Genomic DNA, 21,027 nt, shown 5'->3' with positions numbered 1-21,027 from the left:
TCTTAGTTATATTCCCCAAGGGTAAAACAGATCGCTGCAATTCTGAAGATAGACTTTTGGGCGGTTCATTTTTGCAATGCCACTTGAACTCTCAGAAAACGCCTATATATTAGGGTTATTGAATATATAAGGAGTGCTCGATGAGCGATAGTGTAAATTTAAGTTGTCCACACTGTTTGGCAACCAATCGCGTCCCTAAAGACAAGCTCGATCGGGGTCCTGCCTGTGGTAAGTGCCGTAAAGCAATCTTTACCGGTCAGCCGTTAGCGCTTAATAGCGACAACTTCGCTAAGTTTGTGCGCAACACTGACCTACCTGTAATCGTCGACTTCTGGGCAGGATGGTGTGGCCCTTGTCGTATGATGGCCCCAGCATTTGCAGAAGCTGCAAAACGTATGGAGCCCTATGTGCGTTTCGTAAAAATCGACACTGAAGCAGAGCCAGGTCTCTCACAGAAATACTACATTCGAAGCCTGCCCACGGTTGTGCGATTTGAAGGCGGTAAAGAGGTGAAGCGCCAATCCGGTGCAATGAACATCAGCCAGCTACAGCAGTGGATTGGTTAAATATTTTTGGTGTGCCTGTTTAATTTTTTACAGGCACATTGATCTACCTTTCTGGTAACACATCTACTTCAACTCTCATACTTTGCTCTCCGGTATCTCCAAAGAAGATGCCTTGCAGTGGCGAGACATCACTGTAGTCTCTTCCGCGAGCTGTGATGATGTGTTGATGGCCTGCTACCTTGTTATTTGTTGGGTCAAAGCCAAACCATCCTTCTCCAGGAATAAAAACTTCATACCATGCGTGCGATGCATCGGAGCCAATCAACTTTTCTTGGCCGGGCAGGGGAAGGGTCTCAAGATATCCACTGATATATCTAGCGGGGAGTCCTATGCTTCTTAATACGCCAATAGAGATATGTGCGAAGTCTTGGCAAACTCCCCGTTTGTGTTCGAGCACTTCAGTGATTGGTGTGGTTACATTTGAGAAACCTGGTGAATATTCAAACTCTTCGAAAATGTGCTGTGTAAAAGCGAAGATAGATGAAACCAGCGACCTACTTGTGTCAGTGAAATAGGGTGCTCCAAGTTTAAAAAGGGCCTTAGATTTATTTACAAAAGGTGAAGAGTTTAGAAACTCCTCTATCTCAGGGCTGCTAATCCTCAATTGTTGAATTTCACTCAAAGCCTCTCCAACGGATAAATCCCTCTTCGGTGTGAAGTGCGTTGTATCATCAATGACTTCAAGAGTACTTTTGATCTCAATTTTCAGATTTTGATGTGGCTCTGAGAGAATGAAGTAGAGGAAACTGTTGCCGTAGATATCGGTATTTACAGTTCTCCAGCTCGGTTCTGGCGTGATTGTGATCTGTTGGTTGAGCAGGCTTTGGCCCGAAGTTGTGCTTGGGAGTAAATGCCCTCGGTTAAAAGCTTTGAATACACTGCTTTGATAGTGATATTCAGTAAGGTGACGAACAGAGTATTTCATCGTAGGCTCGTCCTGGGAGAGAACATACGAGGGGTGAGTTTTTCACCGCAGTAGCTCTGTTCAATCTCGGATGCAATTCGATTGAGCATCTTTTCCCATCGTTGGAAACATTCGATCCAACTCTTGGTAGTCTGCTGTTCTGATGATTCATCAAAACGAATCTCTTGCAGGTCTTGGACCATCTCTAGAACCGGCTCTCTATAGCTAGGTAGCAGTGAGCTCTGGTGCTCGCGATCAAGATTTAGTAGTGCTTGGTTTAAGCTATCGATAACGTGTGCTAATGAGTCAGGAGAGCGGTGATCGCCTGCAAGTAACTCCAACACTTCGCCAATGGTTTGATATTGCTGAGTGAACTGTCCAAAGAGATCGTTGCCAAATAGGTTTTGATCAAAGAGCATCAGATTACTGAATATTGGTGTATCTAATGGGTGGCTGATCAGGTGTTGTAACTTGATGATGATCTGCTGCGCTTTCTCGATCTCATTACCGACCTGATAAAGTTGTTTTGCTGTCTCATGACTGCCTGTTTCAGGAATCGCCGATTGTAGAGAGCGAACAAGCGATTGCAGATGAGAAATCATTAATGCCAACTCTCTGTATTCGTTGGGTAGATAACTCTCTTTGTTTAACTGGATAAGTATCTCTTGAACGGTGTTTAGTGTGCGCTGTATTGAGCCACTCCATTGATCAAAGATAGATTCAGATGCAAACAGAACGCTTTGAAGTGTTCCTTGTATTGAGCCTAGCTCAGCGACCTGGAGTAGTCGGTAAATTGCATCATTGGTTAGCGGTAAATCTTGAAATTGCAGAACTAAAGCGTCCAGTGTGTCATCAGCTTGTTTGTTGATGAGGGAGAGTAATGAGCGAGCTTGGTAAGCGTCTAAACTCTTTTCAGAAACAGTCTGTATAAGGGTATCCAGCGATGACAGAAGGGTTTCACTGCGAACCAGATATCGGGCGATCCAAAATAAGTTTTCATTGAGTCGGATTTCGTGTCCTGGCTTTGGCGTGTGACCACTAGTTAGTGTGAGATCAAGTTTATATTCATCAGTGACGCCCGTTCCAACAATCCAGGTGTCTTTGTTTATTGCACCTAATTGATTGGTAAAGATACCACGTGAGCTAATCACTTCTGATCGAGTAAAGCCGCCACGCATTACTTGATAATGATTCTCATCGAAGACGCTATATGTTCTCGTTATGGATCCTCTTTTAACCAGATCTCCTTTCTGCCAGGATGCTCGTTGGATGCTATGAATAATCTCTTGCGCGACAAATTGTTCAGGTGATTTTTTAATCTTGTTGCGCAATGTATCGAGTTGTTTATCAGATAGCTCCGGTCCATAAATAGAGCCGCTGTTACGCCCATCTCGTTGAAACGGCTTAATAATCATTTCAGCAAGCTGGTCAAGTGTCTGCTCAAGATCTTCTGCGCCCCAAAGTGTCTCTACTGAGCGTAGGCTGAGTTGATCTTCGCCGAAAAACTGTGAGATTGCTGGTAGATATTTCAGCAGAGCAGGGGATTCGAGTACGCCCGTACCTAATGGGTTAGCTAGTATCACGCCTCCTTGTCGAATAACTTCGACTAACCCAGGGACACCGAGTAGTGACTCTCCACGAAGCTCAACAGGATCACACCAATCCTGATCTACACGCCGAATGATAACGTCTATGGCTTCTTCACCCTCAGTCGATTGAAACCAAACTCTACCATTGGAAACAGTAAGGTCTCGCCCCTCAACGATGGAGAGTCCTAAATAGCTAGCGAGTAATTTCTGCTCGTAAAATGTCTCACTAAGGGAGCCTGGCGTTAGGATTACTGCTCTTGGGTTCTCTTTACCTGTAAGTGCTTTTAAGGAGTTTGTGAGCGAATTAAATATGGCGTAGAGCTTACTTGTTCTCTCCTGAAAAAGTGGCTCCGAATAGAGTTGAGATGTTACTCGTCGATTTTGCAGGGCATAGCCTAGGCCACTCGGGGCCTGAATACGATCGCTGACAACACAGAACTCATTTTTTTCGCTCTCGATGAGATCGCTAGCAGATAAGATTATATTACCAATCTCTTTGCTGTTTTGATTACCAAGTGCGCGGAGATAACCGCTATTCTTGTAGATCAATGAGGCCGGAATAACTCCTTCTTTGATCAGTATCTGATCGCTGTAGATATCTTTGTAAATCTTGTTAAGGAGGTCAGTTCGTTGCGAAATGCCAAATTCGATCGTCTTCCAACTTTGTGCACTAATTACCACAGGTATCGGATCTAGCGCCCAATCTTTTATCTGCGAATTTCGTTTACCGACACTCCGTGTATAGTGCGCACCTGCTTGTCGAAGCATACGGTTAGCGATAAGTTGGCGCTGGCGCAAACCTTCGGTACCGAAACGCTCAATCAATTCATTCATTTGGATGAGCGGGTCTGGCGTTGACTCAAATTCTGGTTGGGACATCTTAACGCTTAATCTGTAAATATTAGATAGATTCTAAGCTTCAGCAATCAATTCGAATAGGTCATCTTCAAAGCTCTGATATCCGAACCATCGTTGCGCAATAATGTTATGGAGATCGCTGATCTCAATTTGTAACTGATTTATATAGTCTCGTAGGCTAAGCGCACTTCGATTCGTAATCACTTCTGATAGGGTGCCGAGCAATAGTCGCATCGCTTCAGAAGATAATCTCTCCCCATGAGGAAGTTGACTGGCACTTTCACGCATTTCGCGAATACAAAATGCAACACTGCGAGGGAACTGATCATCGGCTAGTAGAAATGAGATGACATCGTCGGCACTGACTGGCCCACGAATAATTCTTCTATAGCTACTTGAAGCTTCTGCAGATCGAAGGACATGCCCCCAGATTACCTGTTCCAAATTGATGCTGGCCTCGCCATTCTCCTCTATCAGTGCTGCTGCACCTGAGTCGATGATTCGAGTGCTCATGTCAGCACGTTCAATATCGCGCCCTAAGCGCAGGAATTGCCAAGCTTCATCGTGGGCCATAGTGCTAGTTAATAGGCCGTGAAGGCGTTGGCAGCGTCCCACAATATGCTTTAGAAAAGAGTGTCTTGTGTGACGAACATTGCCGTCGTGAAGATGGGAAAGAAGATAGTAATTAAACTCATTGATCTGTTCCCAAGTCTGCTCTGGTAGAACATCACGGGTAGTACGGACATTTTCTCGGATCATTTTTAAGTTAGATGCGATAGAGCTAGGGTTACTAAGATCACTTATCAAAAACTGAATCACATCTGATTCGCATTTTAGCCCAGGCGTTTCAGCATAGGGCTGTTCCAGGCCGCTCAACTCAATTAAGGAGTACCAGCTAATACTGACCTCTGTCGGTAGGTCATAGAGTAATTGATCGTATACATCGATAATTCGAGCCGTATTTTCAATACGTTCTAAGTAGCGTGAAATCCAATAAACGCGTTCTGCAACTTTAGCTAACATATTCTTTCTCCTGTGAAGTCGATCTAAGCGTTCCCGAGATCAACGATCCAAGTATCTTTACTGCCACCACCCTGAGAAGAGTTAACAACCAAAGAGCCCTTTTTCATTGCTACTCGGGTTAAACCTCCGGTTGTTACATAGGTATCTTTGCCTTGCAATATGAATGGGCGCAGATCTAGGTGACGCCCTTCGATAGCATTCTCTTCAACGATGGTTGGGGCTGTTGAGAGTGAAAGGGTAGGTTGAGCGATATAGTTTCGGGGTGACTCTCTGATCAGTTGATCAAACTCAGCAATCTGCTCTGGGGTTGAGTGTGGGCCAACCAGCATTCCGTATCCGCCTGATTCGTTGGCAGGTTTAACCACTAGCTTTTCTAAGTTTGCGAGCACATATTCACGCTGCTCAGGATCCGAACAGAGGTAGGTTTCAACATTGTTTATCAGGGGCTCTTCATTTAGATAGTATTTGATGATCGCTGGTACATAAGCGTAGATCACTTTGTCGTCTGCAACTCCAGCACCGGGTGCATTAACAAGTGCCACTTTATCGCTCTTCCAAGCTCGCATAAGCCCAGGAACACCTAAAATTGAATCCTCTCTGAATACCTCTGGGTCAATAAACTCATCATCTATTCGGCGATAGATAACATCGACACGAATTGGCCCCGCAATAGTGCGCATGTAAACGGTATCACTGGCATCAACGAATAGATCCGTCCCTTCCACCAGCTCTACGCCCATCTGTTGTGCCAAGTAGGCGTGTTCAAAGTAAGCAGAGTTGTAAATGCCAGGGGTTAAAACAACGATGGTTGGTTTAGATACTCCAGTCGGTGCAACAGAGTTAAGCATTGAGAGCAGTTCGCTCGTGTAGTCATCTACTGGTCGAATATTCTCTTTCTGGAATACTTCTGGCAAAACTCGTTTGGTTATCGCACGGTTCTCTAACATGTACGAGACGCCAGAGGGGACTCTGAGATTATCTTCAAGCACATAAAACTCACCATCCTGGTCACGCACTAAATCTGTACCACAAATGTGTGCCCAAACGCCGTGTGCAGGTTTGATCCCCATGCATTCACGACGAAAGTTTTTCGAATTTTCAATGAGATCGCGGGGTACAACACCATCATTTAAAATGTTTTGATCGTTATATAGATCATTAATAAACATGTTTAATGCTGTTAGGCGCTGTTTGAGCCCCTGTTCAGTGCGTTTCCATTGGTTCCAGTCAATTACGCGAGGGATGATATCGAAAGGCCAAGCACGGTCTATGTTCCCTTCATCGGTATAAACTGTGAAGCTGACACCTAGTTCCCGGATGGTTGCATCCGCCATCTGTTTTCGAGAGTTGAGTTCATCTGGAGACATTTGTTCCATGTAGGAGATCAGTCTCTGAGCTGCGGGTCGAGGAGAGCAATTAGCATCAATCAGCTCATCATAAATTGTCGGAGAGCAGTAGTTTGACCAATCAAATACCATTTAAAGGCACCTCAAGAAAGATAAATTTTGGTGCGTAGCCATAGCCTAGTTGCACTTTAATAGTGCATTTTGTCTATTATCCGGGGCTTATTAGCCCCAAAAACGCGCTTTATCTATCTTTGCAATGAGTGTGCCAATTATCTGAAAGTGTATTTATATCGGTGAATTGAACCAGAACTGTTTATTTCAAAGTGATCGCTTCGGTATCGACATCAAGCAGGTAGCCCTTACCGGGAATATGGCGGACTAGAAGATCGCTAACGAGTTGATTCCCTAGATTGTCGCGCAGTCGTTTGATACGCATTACACCTGACGCCTCATCGCACTCAGAGAGTGGTTTACCGCTAATCATCGATTCGATTTGAACCCCGCTTAGGTACTCTGAATCTTGGCGCGCCTCCATGAAGAGGGCGAGGGTTTCGATATTGCCTTTAGTGAGCGTGAAGTTGTCCTCGTTGATGCGAACTAAGTTCTGTTCTCGCAGCAGCTCGAGAGAGAGCGGATTAAGAGCTCGAGTTTTAAGTTCATTAAACTGCTGACGAATAGATAGATTGGCCAGTAGAAGGCCGATGCTGGTGACAACTAGGGTAATACTCAAAACCAGCAGGGTAAGGATGATCTCTCGGTAGAGGTTCAGTGATGACTCAAACAGTGAGCCTGAAGCAGCGAGAACCTCTAGCAACTTGATATCTGCTTGGCTACTAAGGTCTGTCTCTACGAAGATACGTTCAACATTAGCGTTAAATACCGAAGGGTCTGGCAAACGGAAAAGCAACCAAGCAAATAGCGCCAAGCTTCCTGCTATTGAGATAGCTAGAATAGGTTTCACAGGAATGGTGCGTTTAGTATTTGAGGAAGTATTCACCAGCGCGCTCCCGTTCTGAATTGAGTTTAGGTTGCGCAACGGTTCCTACTACTGAAAGCAGAGACCAGCCATCACGCGCTATACGTGAAGCTATCTCCCGTGAAGGAGGGGGTTGCTGGCAAGGGCCATCTACTTTGATGATTCCGTAGTGTAGTTGTAGTGGGTTGTCGCGTTTCGCTTTGTAACTATAGAAACATTCAGCATTTGCCGATACCGAGAAGGTTGCGACAAACAGTGATGTGACTAAGGCCGAAGCTAGGGGTGTGATTAATCTTTTCATAGCGCTAGGGAACCTTTTCCGGCCATGTTATTCAATAACAGCCTATGATTAGGGTGCTGTTATCTGATTACAAAGTGTTGTTTTAGCATAACATTTGATTTTGATCGATGCTGAGCTCGTCACTTAAACAGATGGAGATGACAGCATGAAAAAATTGATGATCAGTCTAGGTTTAACAGTTTCCCTTCTAGGGGCTTCTTTAGGAACCTCATCAGCGCAAGCGGGATCAAGAGATAACGACCAGTTAGCTGCAATCCTAATCGCAAGCGCGGTTACAACAGCAATTATCGCGAACAGCTTTGATGAAGTTGATGTTCATGTCAGTGCGGCACCCGCAAAACACTACGCTCCACATGTGGTTGAGCACCATTACTATCCAGCTCCAGCAAAACGCTCGCATTCGCACTCAAGCAAACGTTACAAAACCTCGCGTTGGGAACCGAAACATCATGAGAGCAGGGTAGAACGTCGTGATCGAAAAGATCGTGATCACTCCGATCGTCGGTACCACTAAGAATAAAAGGGGCCTGCTACTGCAGGCCCTTTTAATTGATTAGTTCACTTTATCTCTAGGTTCCTTACCAGAGAAGAATGCGTCTAAATTATCTAAGGCCCTAAAACCCATTGCTGCACGCGTATCATCTGTTGCCGAACCTATATGAGGCAGCATAAAGATTTGTGGAATATCTGAAAAACTCGGGTTGCCACCGGGCTCATTTTTGAAACAGTCTAAGCCAGCTGCGCGAACATGGCCGCTGTTAAGTGCATCGAGTAGTGCATCCTCATCCACCAATGCCCCTCTAGCTGTGTTTACAAGAATTGAGCCAGCCTTCATTTGTGTAAAGCGTTTTGCATTCATCAGATTGATGTTTTCAGCTGAGGCTGGGCAGTTCAGAGAGACAACATCTACTTCAGATAGGAGCGACTCTAGTTCAGAATGAAATTTAGCTCCTTTTTCAACCGAAGCGGGCAGTCTAGAGCGATTGTGGTAGTGGATCTCCATATCAAATCCACGAGCTCTCTCTGCAACTACCTGACCTACGCGCCCCATGCCGACGATGCCCAGTCTCTTTCCAGTTATTTGAAAACCATTCATCATCTTCGGCGCCCAGTCATGCCAAATTCCGGTACGCACCATATGGTCACCTTCATAGGCTCTGCGGGCTGCACCTAGCATCAATAGCATCGCTATTTCAGCGGTGGCATCACTCAAAACATCAGGGGTGTTAGTTACACAAATTCCTGCATCCGCAAGGGCTTGAAGATCACAATGATCTGTTCCAACTGAGTGGTTAGCGATCATCTTAAGTCTGGGATCAAGTTGCGCTACAACATCCTTTGTATAGATCTCAGAGTGACAGATCAGCATTGCATCAGCGTCGCGACTTGCTCGGATTAACTCTTCGCTCGTCATGACATGATCATCTCGATTTTCAATGACCTGGTAATCCAATCGAGCTCGCGCCATTACAGGGTCTGTAAGCTGGCGCGTCACCCATAGCACTGGCTTTGCCATCAGTGCTCCTCGTTGGCACGTACCGAACGAATGAAATCATATCCGCACATAAGCACGGCTGCTGCACAGACAAGAATAAGATCGATCTCCATCACCTTGAAGGCAAGGATTCCAAGGAAAACGGTCAGTAGTGTGAAACTGAACAGTGAAAGAACTGTATTCATTAGGCAACCTCCTGAGTGGCTACTTCTTGTTGTAGTTGTTTGACTAACCAGCGTGCTGTTCGCAACGTTCTACCGTCATCGCCACGCTTACCTATGATCTGAATTCCCATTGGCATTCCTTCACTGTCTGTAAAGAGGGGAAGGTTCACGACCGGGTTGCCACACAGGGTCCAGATACCATTAAACACAGCATCTCCTGTTGTCTCTAAGCCGGGTGCGCCACCTAACGCTGAAGGAATGATTAAGGCATCACAGCGCTCAAAAAATTCCTCCAACCCCGCATTCAGAAGATCGCGCCAATCCAGTGCAGCAATATAGTCACGTGCAGTGGTGGTCTCACCTTTGCTAATAGCGTTTGAGAGAATCGTTGAAAGCTTAGCAGAGTGGTTGTTTGCGTACCGGTAATAACATTTAGCCATCTCTGCAAAATTGATGGTTTCACGGGCGGTTATTGCCTCTTCAAACGCTTTAGGTAGTGTTGTTGAAAAGACATTTTCACCTAAGAACTCTCCAAGCTCGTTGAGCGCATCGCGCATATCATCAGTTGCGCGCTCGTAATGGGGAGGCTCAACAAGTGCAAAGGTCGGAGCTACAGGAACTTTGCCCTGACAGGTTGCTAGAGTTTGAGGATTAGGTTCTAACGTTGTCGCACTATCGTTTGCGTCATAGCCAGCTATCACATCAATCACTAGTGCTAAATCCTCTACCGACGTTGCAAAAACTCCGAGGGTATCGAGAAAAGGTGATTGCATAAGTACGCCGGTACGAGGCAAAAGTCCGAAACTTGGCTTAATAGCATAGGTACCACAGAAGGATGCGGGTCTAATGACTGATCCCCCGGTTTGTGTACCTATCGCAATCGGTACCATACCGGCAGCAACTGCGGCAGCAGAACCAGATGAAGATCCCCCTGGTGTGCGTTCAAGGTTGTGAGGATTTTTTGTTTCACAAGGATTCAAAAAAGCGAGTTCGGTTGTTCGTGTTTTAGCGAAAATTATTGCACCAGCAGAGCGTAGTCTCTGAACGATTATTGCATCTTCAGTCGGTACGCGACCCTTATCAATGGGTGTGCCATTTTCAGTTGGAATAGCTTTAGTATTGAGAATGTCTTTCAGAGCAACAGGTATGCCGTGTAAGGGGCCTAAAGGTAAGCCGCGCATTCGATACTGATCCAACTGTTCGGCTTGCTGTCTTGCGTAGTTTGCATCAAACCAGCTAAAGGCTTGGATATCTGCTTCACGCGCTTCTACCTGTTGAATATATGCATTCACTACATCCAATGCGGAAAGCTCTCCTGCGCGCATCCGTTCGCGCAGGGCTAGTGCAGTAGTCTGTTGTTGGTCTGTCATATTAGCTTCCATATAGCTTGTTAGGTAGGTAGTAGACGATCTCTGGGACTGTGTACATCAGGATCATTGCTACAAACACCAGTGCTAGGAATGGCATACAGCCTTTGAAAATCTCAGTCAGCTTCACTTCCGGTGGCGCAATACCTTTGAGGTAGTAGGCAGACATCGCCATCGGAGGTGTTAGGAAGGAGGTTTGCAGGTTAAGGGCGACCAGAATTCCGAAGAAGAGCGGGTCGATACCAAAAAGTGGCAGCAATGGCAGGAAGATCGGTACAAAGATAATGATGATCTCAGACCACTCCAATGGCCAACCTAATAGGAAGATAATCAACTGAGCTAACAATAGGAATGCTAGAGGAGACATATCCAATGAGGTTACAAACTCCGCAACTACCTGTTCACCGCCTAGGTATGAGAATACACTCGAGAAGGTGTACGAACCGACAAACAGCCAACACACCATCGCTGTGGTTCTTAGTGTCAGATAAACCGACTCACGAAGCCGTTGCCAGGTAAGTGAGCGATACATTGCTGCCAATAGGATACCGCCTAGAGCACCAATCGCGGCAGCTTCAGATGGGGTTGCAAGGCCACCAAGAATTGATCCAAGAACCGACAGAATAAGAGCGGCTAGCGGTAGGAATGAGGTGATCAACATCCAAATGACTTTGCCCATAGGTAAGTCAGGCACCTCTTCTTTAGTCGGTTTTGGAGCAACACTTGGTTGCAACTTCGCTCTTACCACAACGTATATGAGGTATAGCGCAGTGAGTGTGAGACCTGGAAGGAGTGCACCAGCGTAGAGGCGGACAATTGATACCCCTGAAGCTGCTGCATAAACGATCAGCATAATCGACGGGGGAATGAGAATCCCTAGCGTACCACCGGCACAAATAATCCCTGCCGCGAAGCTATTGTCGTATCTAGCTTTGATCATGGATGGCAGGGCCAGTAGACCCATAAGCGTTACAACTGCACCCACTATGCCCGTTGCTGTTGCAAACAATGCACAGGTGATGAGCGCCGCAACACCCATAGATCCGGGGACGTTTTTAGCGGCAATGTTAAGCGTTGAGAATAGACGGTTAACAATATTTGCTCGCTCTACTATATATCCCATGAACAGAAACAGAGGGATGGCAGTAAGTACTTCATTCGCCATTACTGAGAAAGTTTGGTTAATGAAGAGGTCAAATATTCGGTTGTTGAAGAGGCCCTCAATCCACGCCTCAGATTGTGTAAATTGGTCTACCCCTTTATCCACGAGCCTGTCGTAGACGCGCCACATGCGGTCTGCATCAAAGTAGGCGTAGTAACCAAAAGCGATACCCATCGCCATTAAGGTAAATGCGATTGGGAAGCCCAGCAGTACCATAAACAGGAACAGGCCGAGCATGATAATTGCAATAATTGGATCACTCATCTTAACGGTCCTTAATGCTGCTTAGGTCTTCGCTGTTTTCAGCAGCGCGCATCAAAATAACCTCAGTCTCTTCGATGTCATCCTCTGCATTGAGCCAATTACCATTTTTGATGCAGTAGATACAACGCATAACCTGAGCTATACCTTGAATGAGAAGGAGAATACCCGCGGCCACCATTACCATTTTGAATTGGTAAATTGGGATGCCTGCAGGACTGTTCACGGAAACTTCTCCGTAGCCCCATGATCGGCTAGCGTATTTCCAGCCCGACAAAATTAGAGCTAAAACACCAGGGAAGAAGAAAAGAATGTATAGAGTCAGGTCTACCTTAGCTTGGGTCGTTGGCTTCCAGGTTCGATAGATGAAATCACCACGAACGTGACCATTTTTTGAGAGCGTATAGGCACCACCCATCATGAACAGTGTCCCGTACATGATGAAAGAGACATCCAAAGCCCAAGAAGTAGGGGAGTTGAGTACATATCGAACAAACACCTCATAGCCAACACCGAAAGCCATGACGATGATCAGCCATGCAAAAGACTTACCTACCCACGCGGATAGATTATCTGCAAACCGAATAAAACTTAGCATGTTGTTTTCCTCGAAAAGGTGGGGGCAGAGTGCCCCCACCCACTAAGAGTCTTTTGATTAGACGCTTAGTTTGCCAGGGAAGAAGTGATTGTAGGCTGTTACTACATCTGCACCAGCCATGATCTCAAAGTAACCTACGCGTTCAACCCACGCACGTTGACTGTCGAGACATTTCTTCATAAACGGATCTTTCTCTAGTTCAACAATGATCTTGTCCCAAGACTTGATCTGAGCTTCAAGAATGTCCTTCGAGGTGCGGTGTACTTTAACGCCTTCATCGCGCTCAAGTTCCATTAGGTCCTGAGAGTACTGATCAAGCGCAAGCATTGTGTTTGCCGTAGACGCAGACTCAACACCGTACTGAAGAATTGCCTGTAGATCTGGATCCAAGGTTTCGAAGAAATCTTTATTGAAGATGATTTCGAATGATTCAGATGCCTGGTGGTAAGAGCTTAGGTAGTAGTTCTTAGCCACGTCTGCTGCACCGAAACGGCGGTCAGATGTTGGATTGTTGAATTCGAATGCATCGATAACCCCACGCTCCATCGCTGGAACGATCTCGCCACCTGGAAGCTGTGCAACAGCCATACCCATGTTTTGAAGAAGGTCTGCTGCAAGACCTACTGTACGGTATTTGAAACCGTTAAGGTCAGTTGCTTTGTTCACTTCGCCTTTGAACCAACCGAATGGCTGCGGGAACATTGGGAAGCCCATGAACCCAACTACGTTTAGACCCATGATGTCCTGAGTCAATTCACGGTAAAGCTCCTGGCCGCCCCCTTTGTAGAACCAACCCATCATAGTATTAGCGTTACCGCCAAATACTGGGCCTGTTCCGAACAGAGACGCAGCTTTGTTTTTACCGTACCAGTAAACAGGCACCTGGTGACCCGCATCAATAACACCGTCATTTACCGCATCCAATACTTGGAATGCTTTAACAACAGCGCCTGCTGGTAGTAGTTCAACCTTCAAGCGACCACCAGACATCTGCTCAACACGGTCAGCGTACTGCTGAGCCATCTCTTGGAAGATATCTGACGCTGGCCATGAAGACTGCATTTTAATGGTGATAGGTTTGCTATGTGAGCCAGCTAGAGCCGCTGGAGCCACGACAGCACCTGCTGCAAGAGCACCTGCAGCTGCACCACCCTTAAGGAACGAGCGACGGTTCATCGCTTTGTTTTCAGTTGTAGACATTTAATACACCTCGTTAACGATTTATTTTTTTATTGCGTATAACGTTTGGAGCATCCAGATCCTATATGGCGTGGAGGTTGCCACGGATCAACTGGAGAGTGAGTGTGATTACTTAGACCTCCATCTGATAAATCTCACTCAATCGAAAATATTACGAAGTAGTGGTTGCTGCTAGATCATTCCACTCAGTTTGAATTTCGCTAGGTGAAATTGTTTGCCACGATTTAGATGCCTGGTCGAAGCCCGCATTGATCAAGAATATCCTGCCAAGCCCTAGTGTGACGTGATCTTGCTGAAAGATATTGACGCCATACTTTGCCATCTGTATCTATAAGCTGGTCTAACCAGTTTCTATGGGTGGTCGGTAATCTATTTGCAATTTGTAGATTCAGTTCACTCCAAATACGCCCCTCTTTTTCAACCTGCGCGATATAGGGTTGCAGTGAATTGACGTAGAAATTCATGAAGACATTCCAGAGTATTTTTGACTGATTGTTCTGTTGCTTGTTAAAGCAGATTGGCCGGCCTTGGAGTTTAAGTTCTATTGCACTGGCGGTTTGCTCTAGGGTTTGGGTTAACAGCGCCATTGATGCAAGCCACTGCGCACCAAATTGGCTGCGATAGAGTATCTCAAAGTGCGACTCAAGGTTGGTGATATCAGCAGGGGTTTGCCAATTGGATTGTTGAGTAAGTGCTGAAATTTGTGCGAAGCGCTCTAGCGTGGGTGTGATTGGGGTTATCAAACCGGGCATATTCGGGGGAAGGGGGAGTTCACCCAATGAGAAGTGCTGCTCCATCTCTGGCGAGGTGTAGATGCTGTTCCAGATCTGATTGGGTAAAGACGCCGATTTAATCGCCACGATACTCTTTAAATTTGCGACCATTTCTTGGCGGTCAGGATCTTTTTCAAGATCTCTGATACACGCTTTGGCTGCGGGCAAAAACTCGAGTTCATAGATGAGCCGTTGAGAACCCGTCGCGACTCTGCCAAGACTGGTATTACGTTCCGCTACAAGCTGCATTAGATTGCAGTGACGAAGATCTAGAAGTTCAAGTAATCCTTCACGTATCGGCTCTATGGGGGCTAAACGCTCACGCCTAAGTGGGAGCGTTGGGTAGAGCTCTGCTGTTTTTTTAAGTTGAAGATCGAATGGTTGTTCGATGGCGTTAGCCGTCCGGCTGGCATAGGTTTCAACCAGATCGGTAGCGGGGTCTGAGTTAATACAGCCGCTAAGTAATAGCGTGCTAAATGTGAGCCTGAGCCATCGCATCTTTTGAGAGTTTGTTTAGTCGACTTATCAGCAATACGGCAGCAAGAGATAAACCGATCAAAATGCCTATCCAGTAGCCTGCAGCGCCCATGCCGAGATATTCCGCAGCGTAATAACCACTTGGGAGCCCGAGTATCCAGTAAGAGATGAACGCGTATATGAGAGGTATTTTAGTATCTTTGTAGCCGCGAAGCGCGCCGGCTGCACAGAGCTGAAGTGCATCGGAGAATTGATAGAGGGCTGCTAGTGATAGTAGATAAGCTGCCATACTGACCAGCTCTGGGTCGGTAGAGTAGAGCTCTGCGATTGGCTGAGCCAGGGTTACCAGTACTAGGAAGGTTGTACAGGCAAACACAAGGGATAGCTTTAGACCTAAAAAGCTTACAAATCGTGCCTCAGTAAAGCGCTTGGCACCATTTAACTGGCCGATACGTACTGTCATTGCTAGGCAGAGTGAGAGAGGCAGCATAAAGATGAAGCTTGAGATACTCAGGGTGATCTGATGCGCCGATAGTGTCACCTCACCGTAGTTGGCCAGGAAGAGTGCAATCAAGCAGAACATGGTGGTCTCAATTAAGAGTGCGCCAGCGATTGGGATTCCGATTGAAAGCTGATGACTAAGCTTAGGCCGTGACGGGCGCTTAGTTTGGCTCCAAATTTTGAGTGGCGCGAAGTGCCGGCTAATACCCAGGTAGGTGAGGCCAGCGATAAACATGAGCCAGAAGACAATCGTAGTTGCCCAGCCACATCCCACTCCGCCCATCGCAGGCAGGCCGAATTTGCCGAAGATCAGCACATAGTTGAGCGGAATATTGATAAGAACCGCGGCTACACCAATCTTCATGACCACCTTGGTTTGGCTGTGCCCTTCGGCAAACGCTCTGAGGGATTGGTAGAGTAGCATCGCTGGCACACCCCAGCTAATCGCCTCTACATACTCAATTGCGATCACTTTGAGTGCGGGTTCAACCTCTAGCCAGCTGAGTATTGGCTCCGATGCGTCATTTAAGAAGAGCCAGCTTACTAAACCAATAATCAAGGTGATGATGAGGTTGTTATACAACTCCGAAGGTGTCTCATGGTGTGTCTCGGCACCAACGTGGTGAGCCACAATCGGTGTAAGGGCCATCATTAAACCTGACAGCGCAATGACCAACGGAGCCCAAATACCTGAGCCTAGGGCAATCGCTGCGAGCTGGTCTGCGCCTGCACCACTGGCCATGAAGGTATCTGTCATGCTCATTGCAGTTTGTGCTGATTGGGCAAGCAGTAGCGGCCAAGCTAAGGCGAAAAGCTTGGTCAATTCATGGCGAGTTTGTTCTGATAGGCGCAACATAGGTCGGCCACTCTACGCTATTTTCTAGAGTTTGCCAGCCTCTTCTAAAACTGTACGTGCAATTCGGAAGCACTCTACTGCTGCAGGCACGCCAGCATAGATACCAACTGCATGAATTGCTGCGCGAATCTCCTCCACACTACAGCCATTGGTTAGCGCGCCGCGACAGTGGGTTGCCCACTCATGACTTTTACCCATAGCACCCAACATGGCGAGGTTCATCAATGAGCGTGTTTTAGGATCAATCGCATCATCACCCCAACCAAAACCCCAACACCAAGCGGTCATTGCCTCTTGGAAGGGGCGGTTGAAATCGTCTGCTGCGGCTAGGTTCTTATCTACATACTCGGCACCCAGTGTTGAACGACGCATCTCTAAACCTTTATCGAAAAAACTTTCCATATCTATCTCCTGATATCTTCTTTGGGGCAAAAAAAAGCCGGAACTCAGTCCGGCTAGTTTATGAGTAGTTCGACCGATTAGTCGATACGTACTTTAACGTAGCTACCTGGTGCAGCTTCGATCGGTGAGTACTCTTTGTTGCCAAGCGCTGCTGGCGCTGCAACTTTCTTACCTGCGCGACGACGCACCCACTCAGCCCAGTTTGGCCACCATGAGCCTTCAACGCGCTCAGAGGTTTCGAACCAGTGATCTGCACCTTTACCCTGTTCGCCTTTAACCCAGTAGTTACGACGGTTTTTCGACGCTGGGTTGATAACACCTGCTACGTGGCCAGACGCGCCAAGTACAAACTCGATCTCGCTGCCGAAAGTCTCAGTCGCTTTGAAAGTCGCTTTCCAAGGTGCGATGTGGTCTTCGATAGTCGATAGGAAGTAACAAGGGATCTTAATGTCGCCAAGGTTGATCTTCTCACCACAGATCTCAAGCGCATCAGGCTCAACCAGTTTGTTCTCTAGGTACATCTTGTTGATGTAGAAGGTGTACATAGCTGCTGGTAGGTTGGTGCTATCCGAGTTCCAGTAGAGGATATCGAAAGGAGCAGGGTTCTGGCCTTTAAGGTAGTTGTTTACCACGTAAGACCAGATCAAATCGTTAGAGCGAAGCATGTTGAACGATGTAGCAAGCTCGCGACCATTCAAGAAGCCAGTTGAGTTTACTTTCTGTTCTAGCTGCTTCACCTGGTACTCATCGATGAATACACATAGGTCACCTGGATCAGTGAAGTCTGTTAGCGTGGTTAGGAAGGTTGCACTTGCGATGCTGGTATCCTTGCGCTTCGCCATCACAGCCAACGCTGTTGCAGTGAGAGTACCACCTACACACCAGCTCACAGTGTTGATCTTATCGCTACCTGAAACCGCCTTAACAACGTTAACCGCTTCCAAGATGCCGTCAGAGACTAGGTCATCCCAGCTTAGGTTTGACTGCTCTGAAGTTGGGTTGCGCCAAGAGATCAAGAAGGTGTTCTGGCCCTGTTCTAGACAGTACTTCACAAACGAATTGCTTGGCTGCAGATCAAGGATGTAGAACTTGTTGATGCTTGGTGGAATGATCAGGGTAGGGCGGGTGTAAACCTGCTCGCCCTCTGGTTTGTAGTGTAGAACCTGGATTACTTCGTTCTGGAAAATCACAGAACCTTCAGTGGTCGCAATGTTTTCACCGATGGTGAATGCGCTCTCATCGGTCATCGAGATGCGGCCTTTCTCGAAGTCCGCAAGTAGGTTTTTCATGCCATCAAGCAGTGACTGGCCTTTAGTATACAGCGCCTGTTGCAGTACTTCTGGGTTCAATGCTGCAAAGTTGGTTGGCGACATCGCATCGATGTACTGCTGAGTGTAGAAGTTAAGCTTAGTCTGCTCGCCTGGCTCTAGGTTTGCGTGCGAAGCCATTTCGCTAAGCATTTTAGAGCTTAGTAGGTAAGACTGTTTAATGTAGTCATAAATTGGGTTAGTAGACCACTCTTCAGCCTGGAAACGACGGTCACCTTTCGCTGGCTCAACAACAGGATTTGCACTGTTACCTGTTAGCAGGTTGCGCCATAGGTTAAATTGCGCTGTCTGGTAATCTGCAATAGCACGCATCCAAAGAGTTGGATCCTGCAGTGAACGGGTTGCAAGCTCAGTCCAAGACTTGGTGAACTGTGAAAAGATGTCATCTGCGCCATTTGCAGAGAAAGCTTCTAGCAACTTAGCCGTCTCTTTGCTGACGAAGTTGATAAACTCTTGTGGATCGTTAGAACCAGGTCCTAGATTTGCCATTGTGATGAACTCCCAGTGGTGTCTTTTAAGCAGTTAAAATGCTGCTGTGCAAAAATTTAGACCAGCATAGCGTCTGTGCAAGATTTGAACAAGTTAGAGGAAGGTCGTATCGTTGCATTGCAACATGACTGTACAGGGGGAGATAAATGCGACTTTTAGAGCTCATGACAACCGAGGGATGCCACCTGTGTGAACAGGCAACACCGCTGCTCGTGGCAGGCCTTGATCCAAACCTGTTTGAGGTCGATCTGGTTGATATCGCCTTTGATGATCAGTTGATGAACCTTTATGCAACACGAATTCCGGTGCTTGTTGATAACCAGTCAGGTGCAGAGTTGGACTGGCCCTTTGATATGCAGCAGCTCGCGGAGTTTGTTGAGAGTCTTAAAACTCTAACGTGAAGCGAGTTTCAGCCCCTTTTTCTCTTCACCCGTTAGAAGCGCCTGCTCGTTACCCTGTTGAATGCTATAGATCACGGCGAAACTTAAGACGTTTTGAACATAGGTTCGGGTCTCATCGAAGGGGATGATCTCAATCCATACATCTAGGGGTAGATCTTTGCGGTTCTTAAGCCAGCTATTTACGCGATGTGGGCCTGCGTTATAAGCGGCCGTGGCGTGCGCTCTGTTGCCTTTAAACTGCTTGTACATCTGGCCTAGGTAGGCAGTCCCCAGCAAAATATTGTATTCCGGTTCGTAGAGGCGATCGGCCTGCAAGTATCGAGCGTTAATCGATTTAGCTGTCCGTTTAGCAGTCCTTGGCATGAGTTGCATTAAGCCACGTGCGCCAGCACTGGAGCGTGCCCAAGGGAAGAGGGCGCTCTCTTGGCGAGCAATGGCGTGCGACCAGATAGGATCAATTTTGCGACGCGCTGAGTACTCCTTAAACCACTCTTGGTAGACGACAGGGAAGCGAAGTTCCATATCGTTCCAGAGGTTATCAAACGCAGCTGCCAGAATACCCTGTTGATGCCAGCCAAGTTGTTGCATTAGATGGGCTGCATTGTGTCGTTCTGAGAGTGACATGGTTTCTGTCCAACTGTTCCATTCACTGCGGGCAACGGTGTAACGGTCGAGTTCTAAAAGCTCCTGAATGCGAATGTAGGGAGGAGTACTCTTCAGTGTCTCTTGGAGCTGGCTATCAAAAGGTGCTGACTGATGGTTAAGGTTAGCGGGCTCGCCAAGAATGTTGGCTGCTAAGAATCCGTAGAAACTTCTATTGTTACTGAGGTCAGCCAGGATCGATGCGCGATCTTGGTTGCCAGGCAGTATTGCGTGCCAGTAGCGCCAGCGATCTTCGTTGAGAACTGCTTTGGGTAGTCGATTGATTAGGTCTGCTGCATGATTCCACTTCTGATCCATTAATGCCAAACGGATACGCCACTCTGTCAGTTCACTGCTGGCAAATGTTGGGTCTAGATCCGCAAGCTTCTTGGCATCGCCGCTCTTTAGCTCTTTGGCGACACGTACACCCACTTTGGTGATCCAATGGATATTCTTAGAGTCGCTAAGGTCAAATCTATCGCCGAGTTTTATCAGCAGATCGAGTGCTTCGTAAGGGCTCTTACGATAGGCGCGTGAGAGGCCGATACGCTGAATTCGAGCACGCTCCTCAGTTGTATAGGCGCTTCCCAGTTTGAGAGCCTTGTAGTGCGAACGATAGGTAGCGCGAGCTGCATCAGCAACGCGTTTATGGTGATCTTCTTTAACAAACTTAAGGGCGTACCCAGAGAGACCAAAATTGCTGTTCTCTAGTGCATTGAGTACCCGATTGAGAGCTATCTCACTGGTTAAGCCATTCTCGCTGCGTAAGATTCTAAACAGCGGGTCACACTCATCTGGACGAGATTCGCCTGCTTGCCATAACTTCTGTGCGAGCTCGACCGTCTCTTGAACTCTAAGTTTGGAGAATAGCGCTAATCCGTAGTAACACTGCATCTCATCATTGGGGGAGTTGAGAGTGTCGTAATAGGTAAGGAATTGATCCCAGGCTTTGCGCTTACCGAGCTGCTCAGTAAAGCGGTAGCGAAGCAAGGCCTCTAGCGGAAAGTTGGGGTAGCGTGTTGTAAATTCTGAGATATCCGCATCAGTTGCTTTATCTAGGTGGACAGAGAGTTGGTTATAGAGAAGGTAGGGGAAGAGTGGATAGTTCTCTAGCTGCTTGGCTTCAGCACTATCTCTGTCGAAACGCCCGATCTTGGCAAGCTTTTCAGCCTTTAAAAAAAGCTCACGATCACTCGTCACTGCACCATTACTTGCTGGCGCAAAGGCGAGGCCAACTGTTACGAGCAGTGGCAGTGATAATCGATGATAGAGTTTTGTGAGCAGGCTCAAGTTGGGCTTTCCTCGTAAATTCTTCTCTAACTATGGTTCATTAAAGAGAAAATTTCAT

At 47.0% G+C, this 21,027-nt stretch carries 20 protein-coding genes; 3 read left to right on the top strand and 17 right to left on the bottom strand.

Annotated elements, in window-relative coordinates:
• Positions 1–140 precede the first annotated feature (140 nt).
• Complete coding sequence (trxC, locus tag HH196_RS04520; RefSeq protein ID WP_169450934.1) at positions 141–566, top strand: thioredoxin TrxC; 426 nt, start codon at positions 141–143, stop codon at positions 564–566.
• Between the two features lie 43 nt (positions 567–609).
• Here trxC and HH196_RS04515 read toward each other — a convergent pair whose 3' ends face one another.
• The 6 genes from HH196_RS04515 to HH196_RS04490 all read right to left on the bottom strand — a co-directional run bounded on the left by HH196_RS04515 (position 610) and on the right by HH196_RS04490 (position 7,563).
• Complete coding sequence (locus tag HH196_RS04515) at positions 610–1,491, bottom strand: transglutaminase family protein (RefSeq protein ID WP_211160820.1); 882 nt, start codon at positions 1,489–1,491, stop codon at positions 610–612.
• Positions 1,488–3,938 (bottom strand): circularly permuted type 2 ATP-grasp protein, encoded by a 2,451-nt coding sequence (locus tag HH196_RS04510; protein ID WP_169450932.1) that lies wholly within the window; start codon positions 3,936–3,938, stop codon positions 1,488–1,490. The genes HH196_RS04515 and HH196_RS04510 overlap by 4 nt, the downstream gene beginning before the upstream one ends.
• A 33-nt stretch (positions 3,939–3,971) precedes the next feature.
• Positions 3,972–4,940: an alpha-E domain-containing protein gene (locus HH196_RS04505; protein ID WP_169450930.1), complete on the bottom strand. Its 969-nt coding sequence runs from the start codon at positions 4,938–4,940 to the stop codon at positions 3,972–3,974.
• A 23-nt stretch (positions 4,941–4,963) separates the two neighbouring features.
• Positions 4,964–6,418 carry a circularly permuted type 2 ATP-grasp protein gene (locus tag HH196_RS04500; RefSeq protein ID WP_169450928.1) on the bottom strand — a complete coding sequence of 485 codons (1,455 nt, stop codon included), beginning with the start codon at positions 6,416–6,418 and terminating at the stop codon, positions 4,964–4,966.
• Positions 6,419–6,599: 181 nt separating this feature from the next.
• Positions 6,600–7,283, bottom strand: a complete 684-nt coding sequence (locus HH196_RS04495; protein WP_169450926.1) for a hypothetical protein — start codon at positions 7,281–7,283, stop codon at positions 6,600–6,602.
• Positions 7,261–7,563 carry a hypothetical protein gene (locus HH196_RS04490; protein ID WP_169450924.1) on the bottom strand — a complete coding sequence of 101 codons (303 nt, stop codon included), beginning with the start codon at positions 7,561–7,563 and terminating at the stop codon, positions 7,261–7,263. The genes HH196_RS04495 and HH196_RS04490 overlap by 23 nt, the downstream gene beginning before the upstream one ends.
• Before the next feature lie 145 nt (positions 7,564–7,708).
• On the opposite strand from HH196_RS04490, the gene HH196_RS04485 reads away from it, so the two are divergent.
• Entirely contained in the window at positions 7,709–8,077 is a 369-nt protein-coding gene (locus HH196_RS04485) for a hypothetical protein (protein ID WP_169450922.1), read from the top strand.
• A 39-nt stretch (positions 8,078–8,116) separates the two neighbouring features.
• Here HH196_RS04485 and HH196_RS04480 read toward each other — a convergent pair whose 3' ends face one another.
• The 10 genes from HH196_RS04480 to HH196_RS04435 all read right to left on the bottom strand — a co-directional run bounded on the left by HH196_RS04480 (position 8,117) and on the right by HH196_RS04435 (position 18,636).
• Positions 8,117–9,079, bottom strand: a complete 963-nt coding sequence (locus tag HH196_RS04480) for a D-glycerate dehydrogenase (protein WP_169450920.1) — start codon at positions 9,077–9,079, stop codon at positions 8,117–8,119.
• Entirely contained in the window at positions 9,079–9,243 is a 165-nt protein-coding gene (locus tag HH196_RS04475; RefSeq protein ID WP_169450918.1) for a hypothetical protein, read from the bottom strand. The genes HH196_RS04480 and HH196_RS04475 overlap by 1 nt, the downstream gene beginning before the upstream one ends.
• Positions 9,243–10,592 carry an amidase gene (locus tag HH196_RS04470; RefSeq protein WP_211160819.1) on the bottom strand — a complete coding sequence of 450 codons (1,350 nt, stop codon included), beginning with the start codon at positions 10,590–10,592 and terminating at the stop codon, positions 9,243–9,245. Before HH196_RS04470 ends, HH196_RS04475 begins: the two co-directional genes overlap by 1 nt.
• 1 nt (position 10,593) lies before the next feature.
• A complete protein-coding gene (locus tag HH196_RS04465) occupies positions 10,594–12,015 on the bottom strand; it encodes a TRAP transporter large permease subunit (protein ID WP_169450915.1) in 1,422 nt (473 codons plus the stop codon).
• A 1-nt stretch (position 12,016) separates the two neighbouring features.
• Positions 12,017–12,610, bottom strand: coding sequence for a TRAP transporter small permease subunit (locus HH196_RS04460; RefSeq protein WP_169450913.1), 594 nt, complete (start codon positions 12,608–12,610; stop codon positions 12,017–12,019).
• Positions 12,611–12,667: 57 nt separating this feature from the next.
• Positions 12,668–13,810: a TRAP transporter substrate-binding protein gene (locus tag HH196_RS04455; protein ID WP_169450911.1), complete on the bottom strand. Its 1,143-nt coding sequence runs from the start codon at positions 13,808–13,810 to the stop codon at positions 12,668–12,670.
• A gap of 224 nt (positions 13,811–14,034) precedes the next feature.
• On the bottom strand, positions 14,035–15,081 hold the full coding sequence (locus tag HH196_RS04450) for a DUF3080 family protein (RefSeq protein ID WP_169450910.1): 1,047 nt from the start codon (positions 15,079–15,081) through the stop codon (positions 14,035–14,037).
• Positions 15,056–16,417 (bottom strand): MATE family efflux transporter, encoded by a 1,362-nt coding sequence (locus tag HH196_RS04445; protein WP_169450909.1) that lies wholly within the window; start codon positions 16,415–16,417, stop codon positions 15,056–15,058. Before HH196_RS04445 ends, HH196_RS04450 begins: the two co-directional genes overlap by 26 nt.
• A 24-nt stretch (positions 16,418–16,441) precedes the next feature.
• A complete protein-coding gene (locus HH196_RS04440; protein ID WP_169450908.1) occupies positions 16,442–16,819 on the bottom strand; it encodes a carboxymuconolactone decarboxylase family protein in 378 nt (125 codons plus the stop codon).
• 77 nt (positions 16,820–16,896) lie between these two features.
• The gene (locus HH196_RS04435; protein ID WP_169450906.1) at positions 16,897–18,636 is read right to left on the bottom strand and encodes an alpha/beta hydrolase; all 1,740 of its coding nucleotides are present in this window, start codon (positions 18,634–18,636) and stop codon (positions 16,897–16,899) included.
• 146 nt (positions 18,637–18,782) lie between these two features.
• On the opposite strand from HH196_RS04435, the gene HH196_RS04430 reads away from it, so the two are divergent.
• Positions 18,783–19,037: a glutaredoxin family protein gene (locus tag HH196_RS04430; protein ID WP_169450904.1), complete on the top strand. Its 255-nt coding sequence runs from the start codon at positions 18,783–18,785 to the stop codon at positions 19,035–19,037.
• On the opposite strand, the gene HH196_RS04425 is transcribed toward HH196_RS04430, so the two are convergent.
• Positions 19,029–20,969, bottom strand: a complete 1,941-nt coding sequence (locus tag HH196_RS04425; protein ID WP_169450902.1) for a transglycosylase SLT domain-containing protein — start codon at positions 20,967–20,969, stop codon at positions 19,029–19,031. The genes HH196_RS04430 and HH196_RS04425 overlap by 9 nt on opposite strands.
• Positions 20,970–21,027: the final 58 nt, after the last annotated feature.

The sequence above is a fragment of the Marinobacterium sp. LSUCC0821 genome (assembly GCF_012848475.1).
GTDB lineage: Bacteria > Pseudomonadota > Gammaproteobacteria > Pseudomonadales > Balneatricaceae > Marinobacterium_E.
This window is presented reverse-complemented; position numbering and strand designations above follow the sequence as displayed.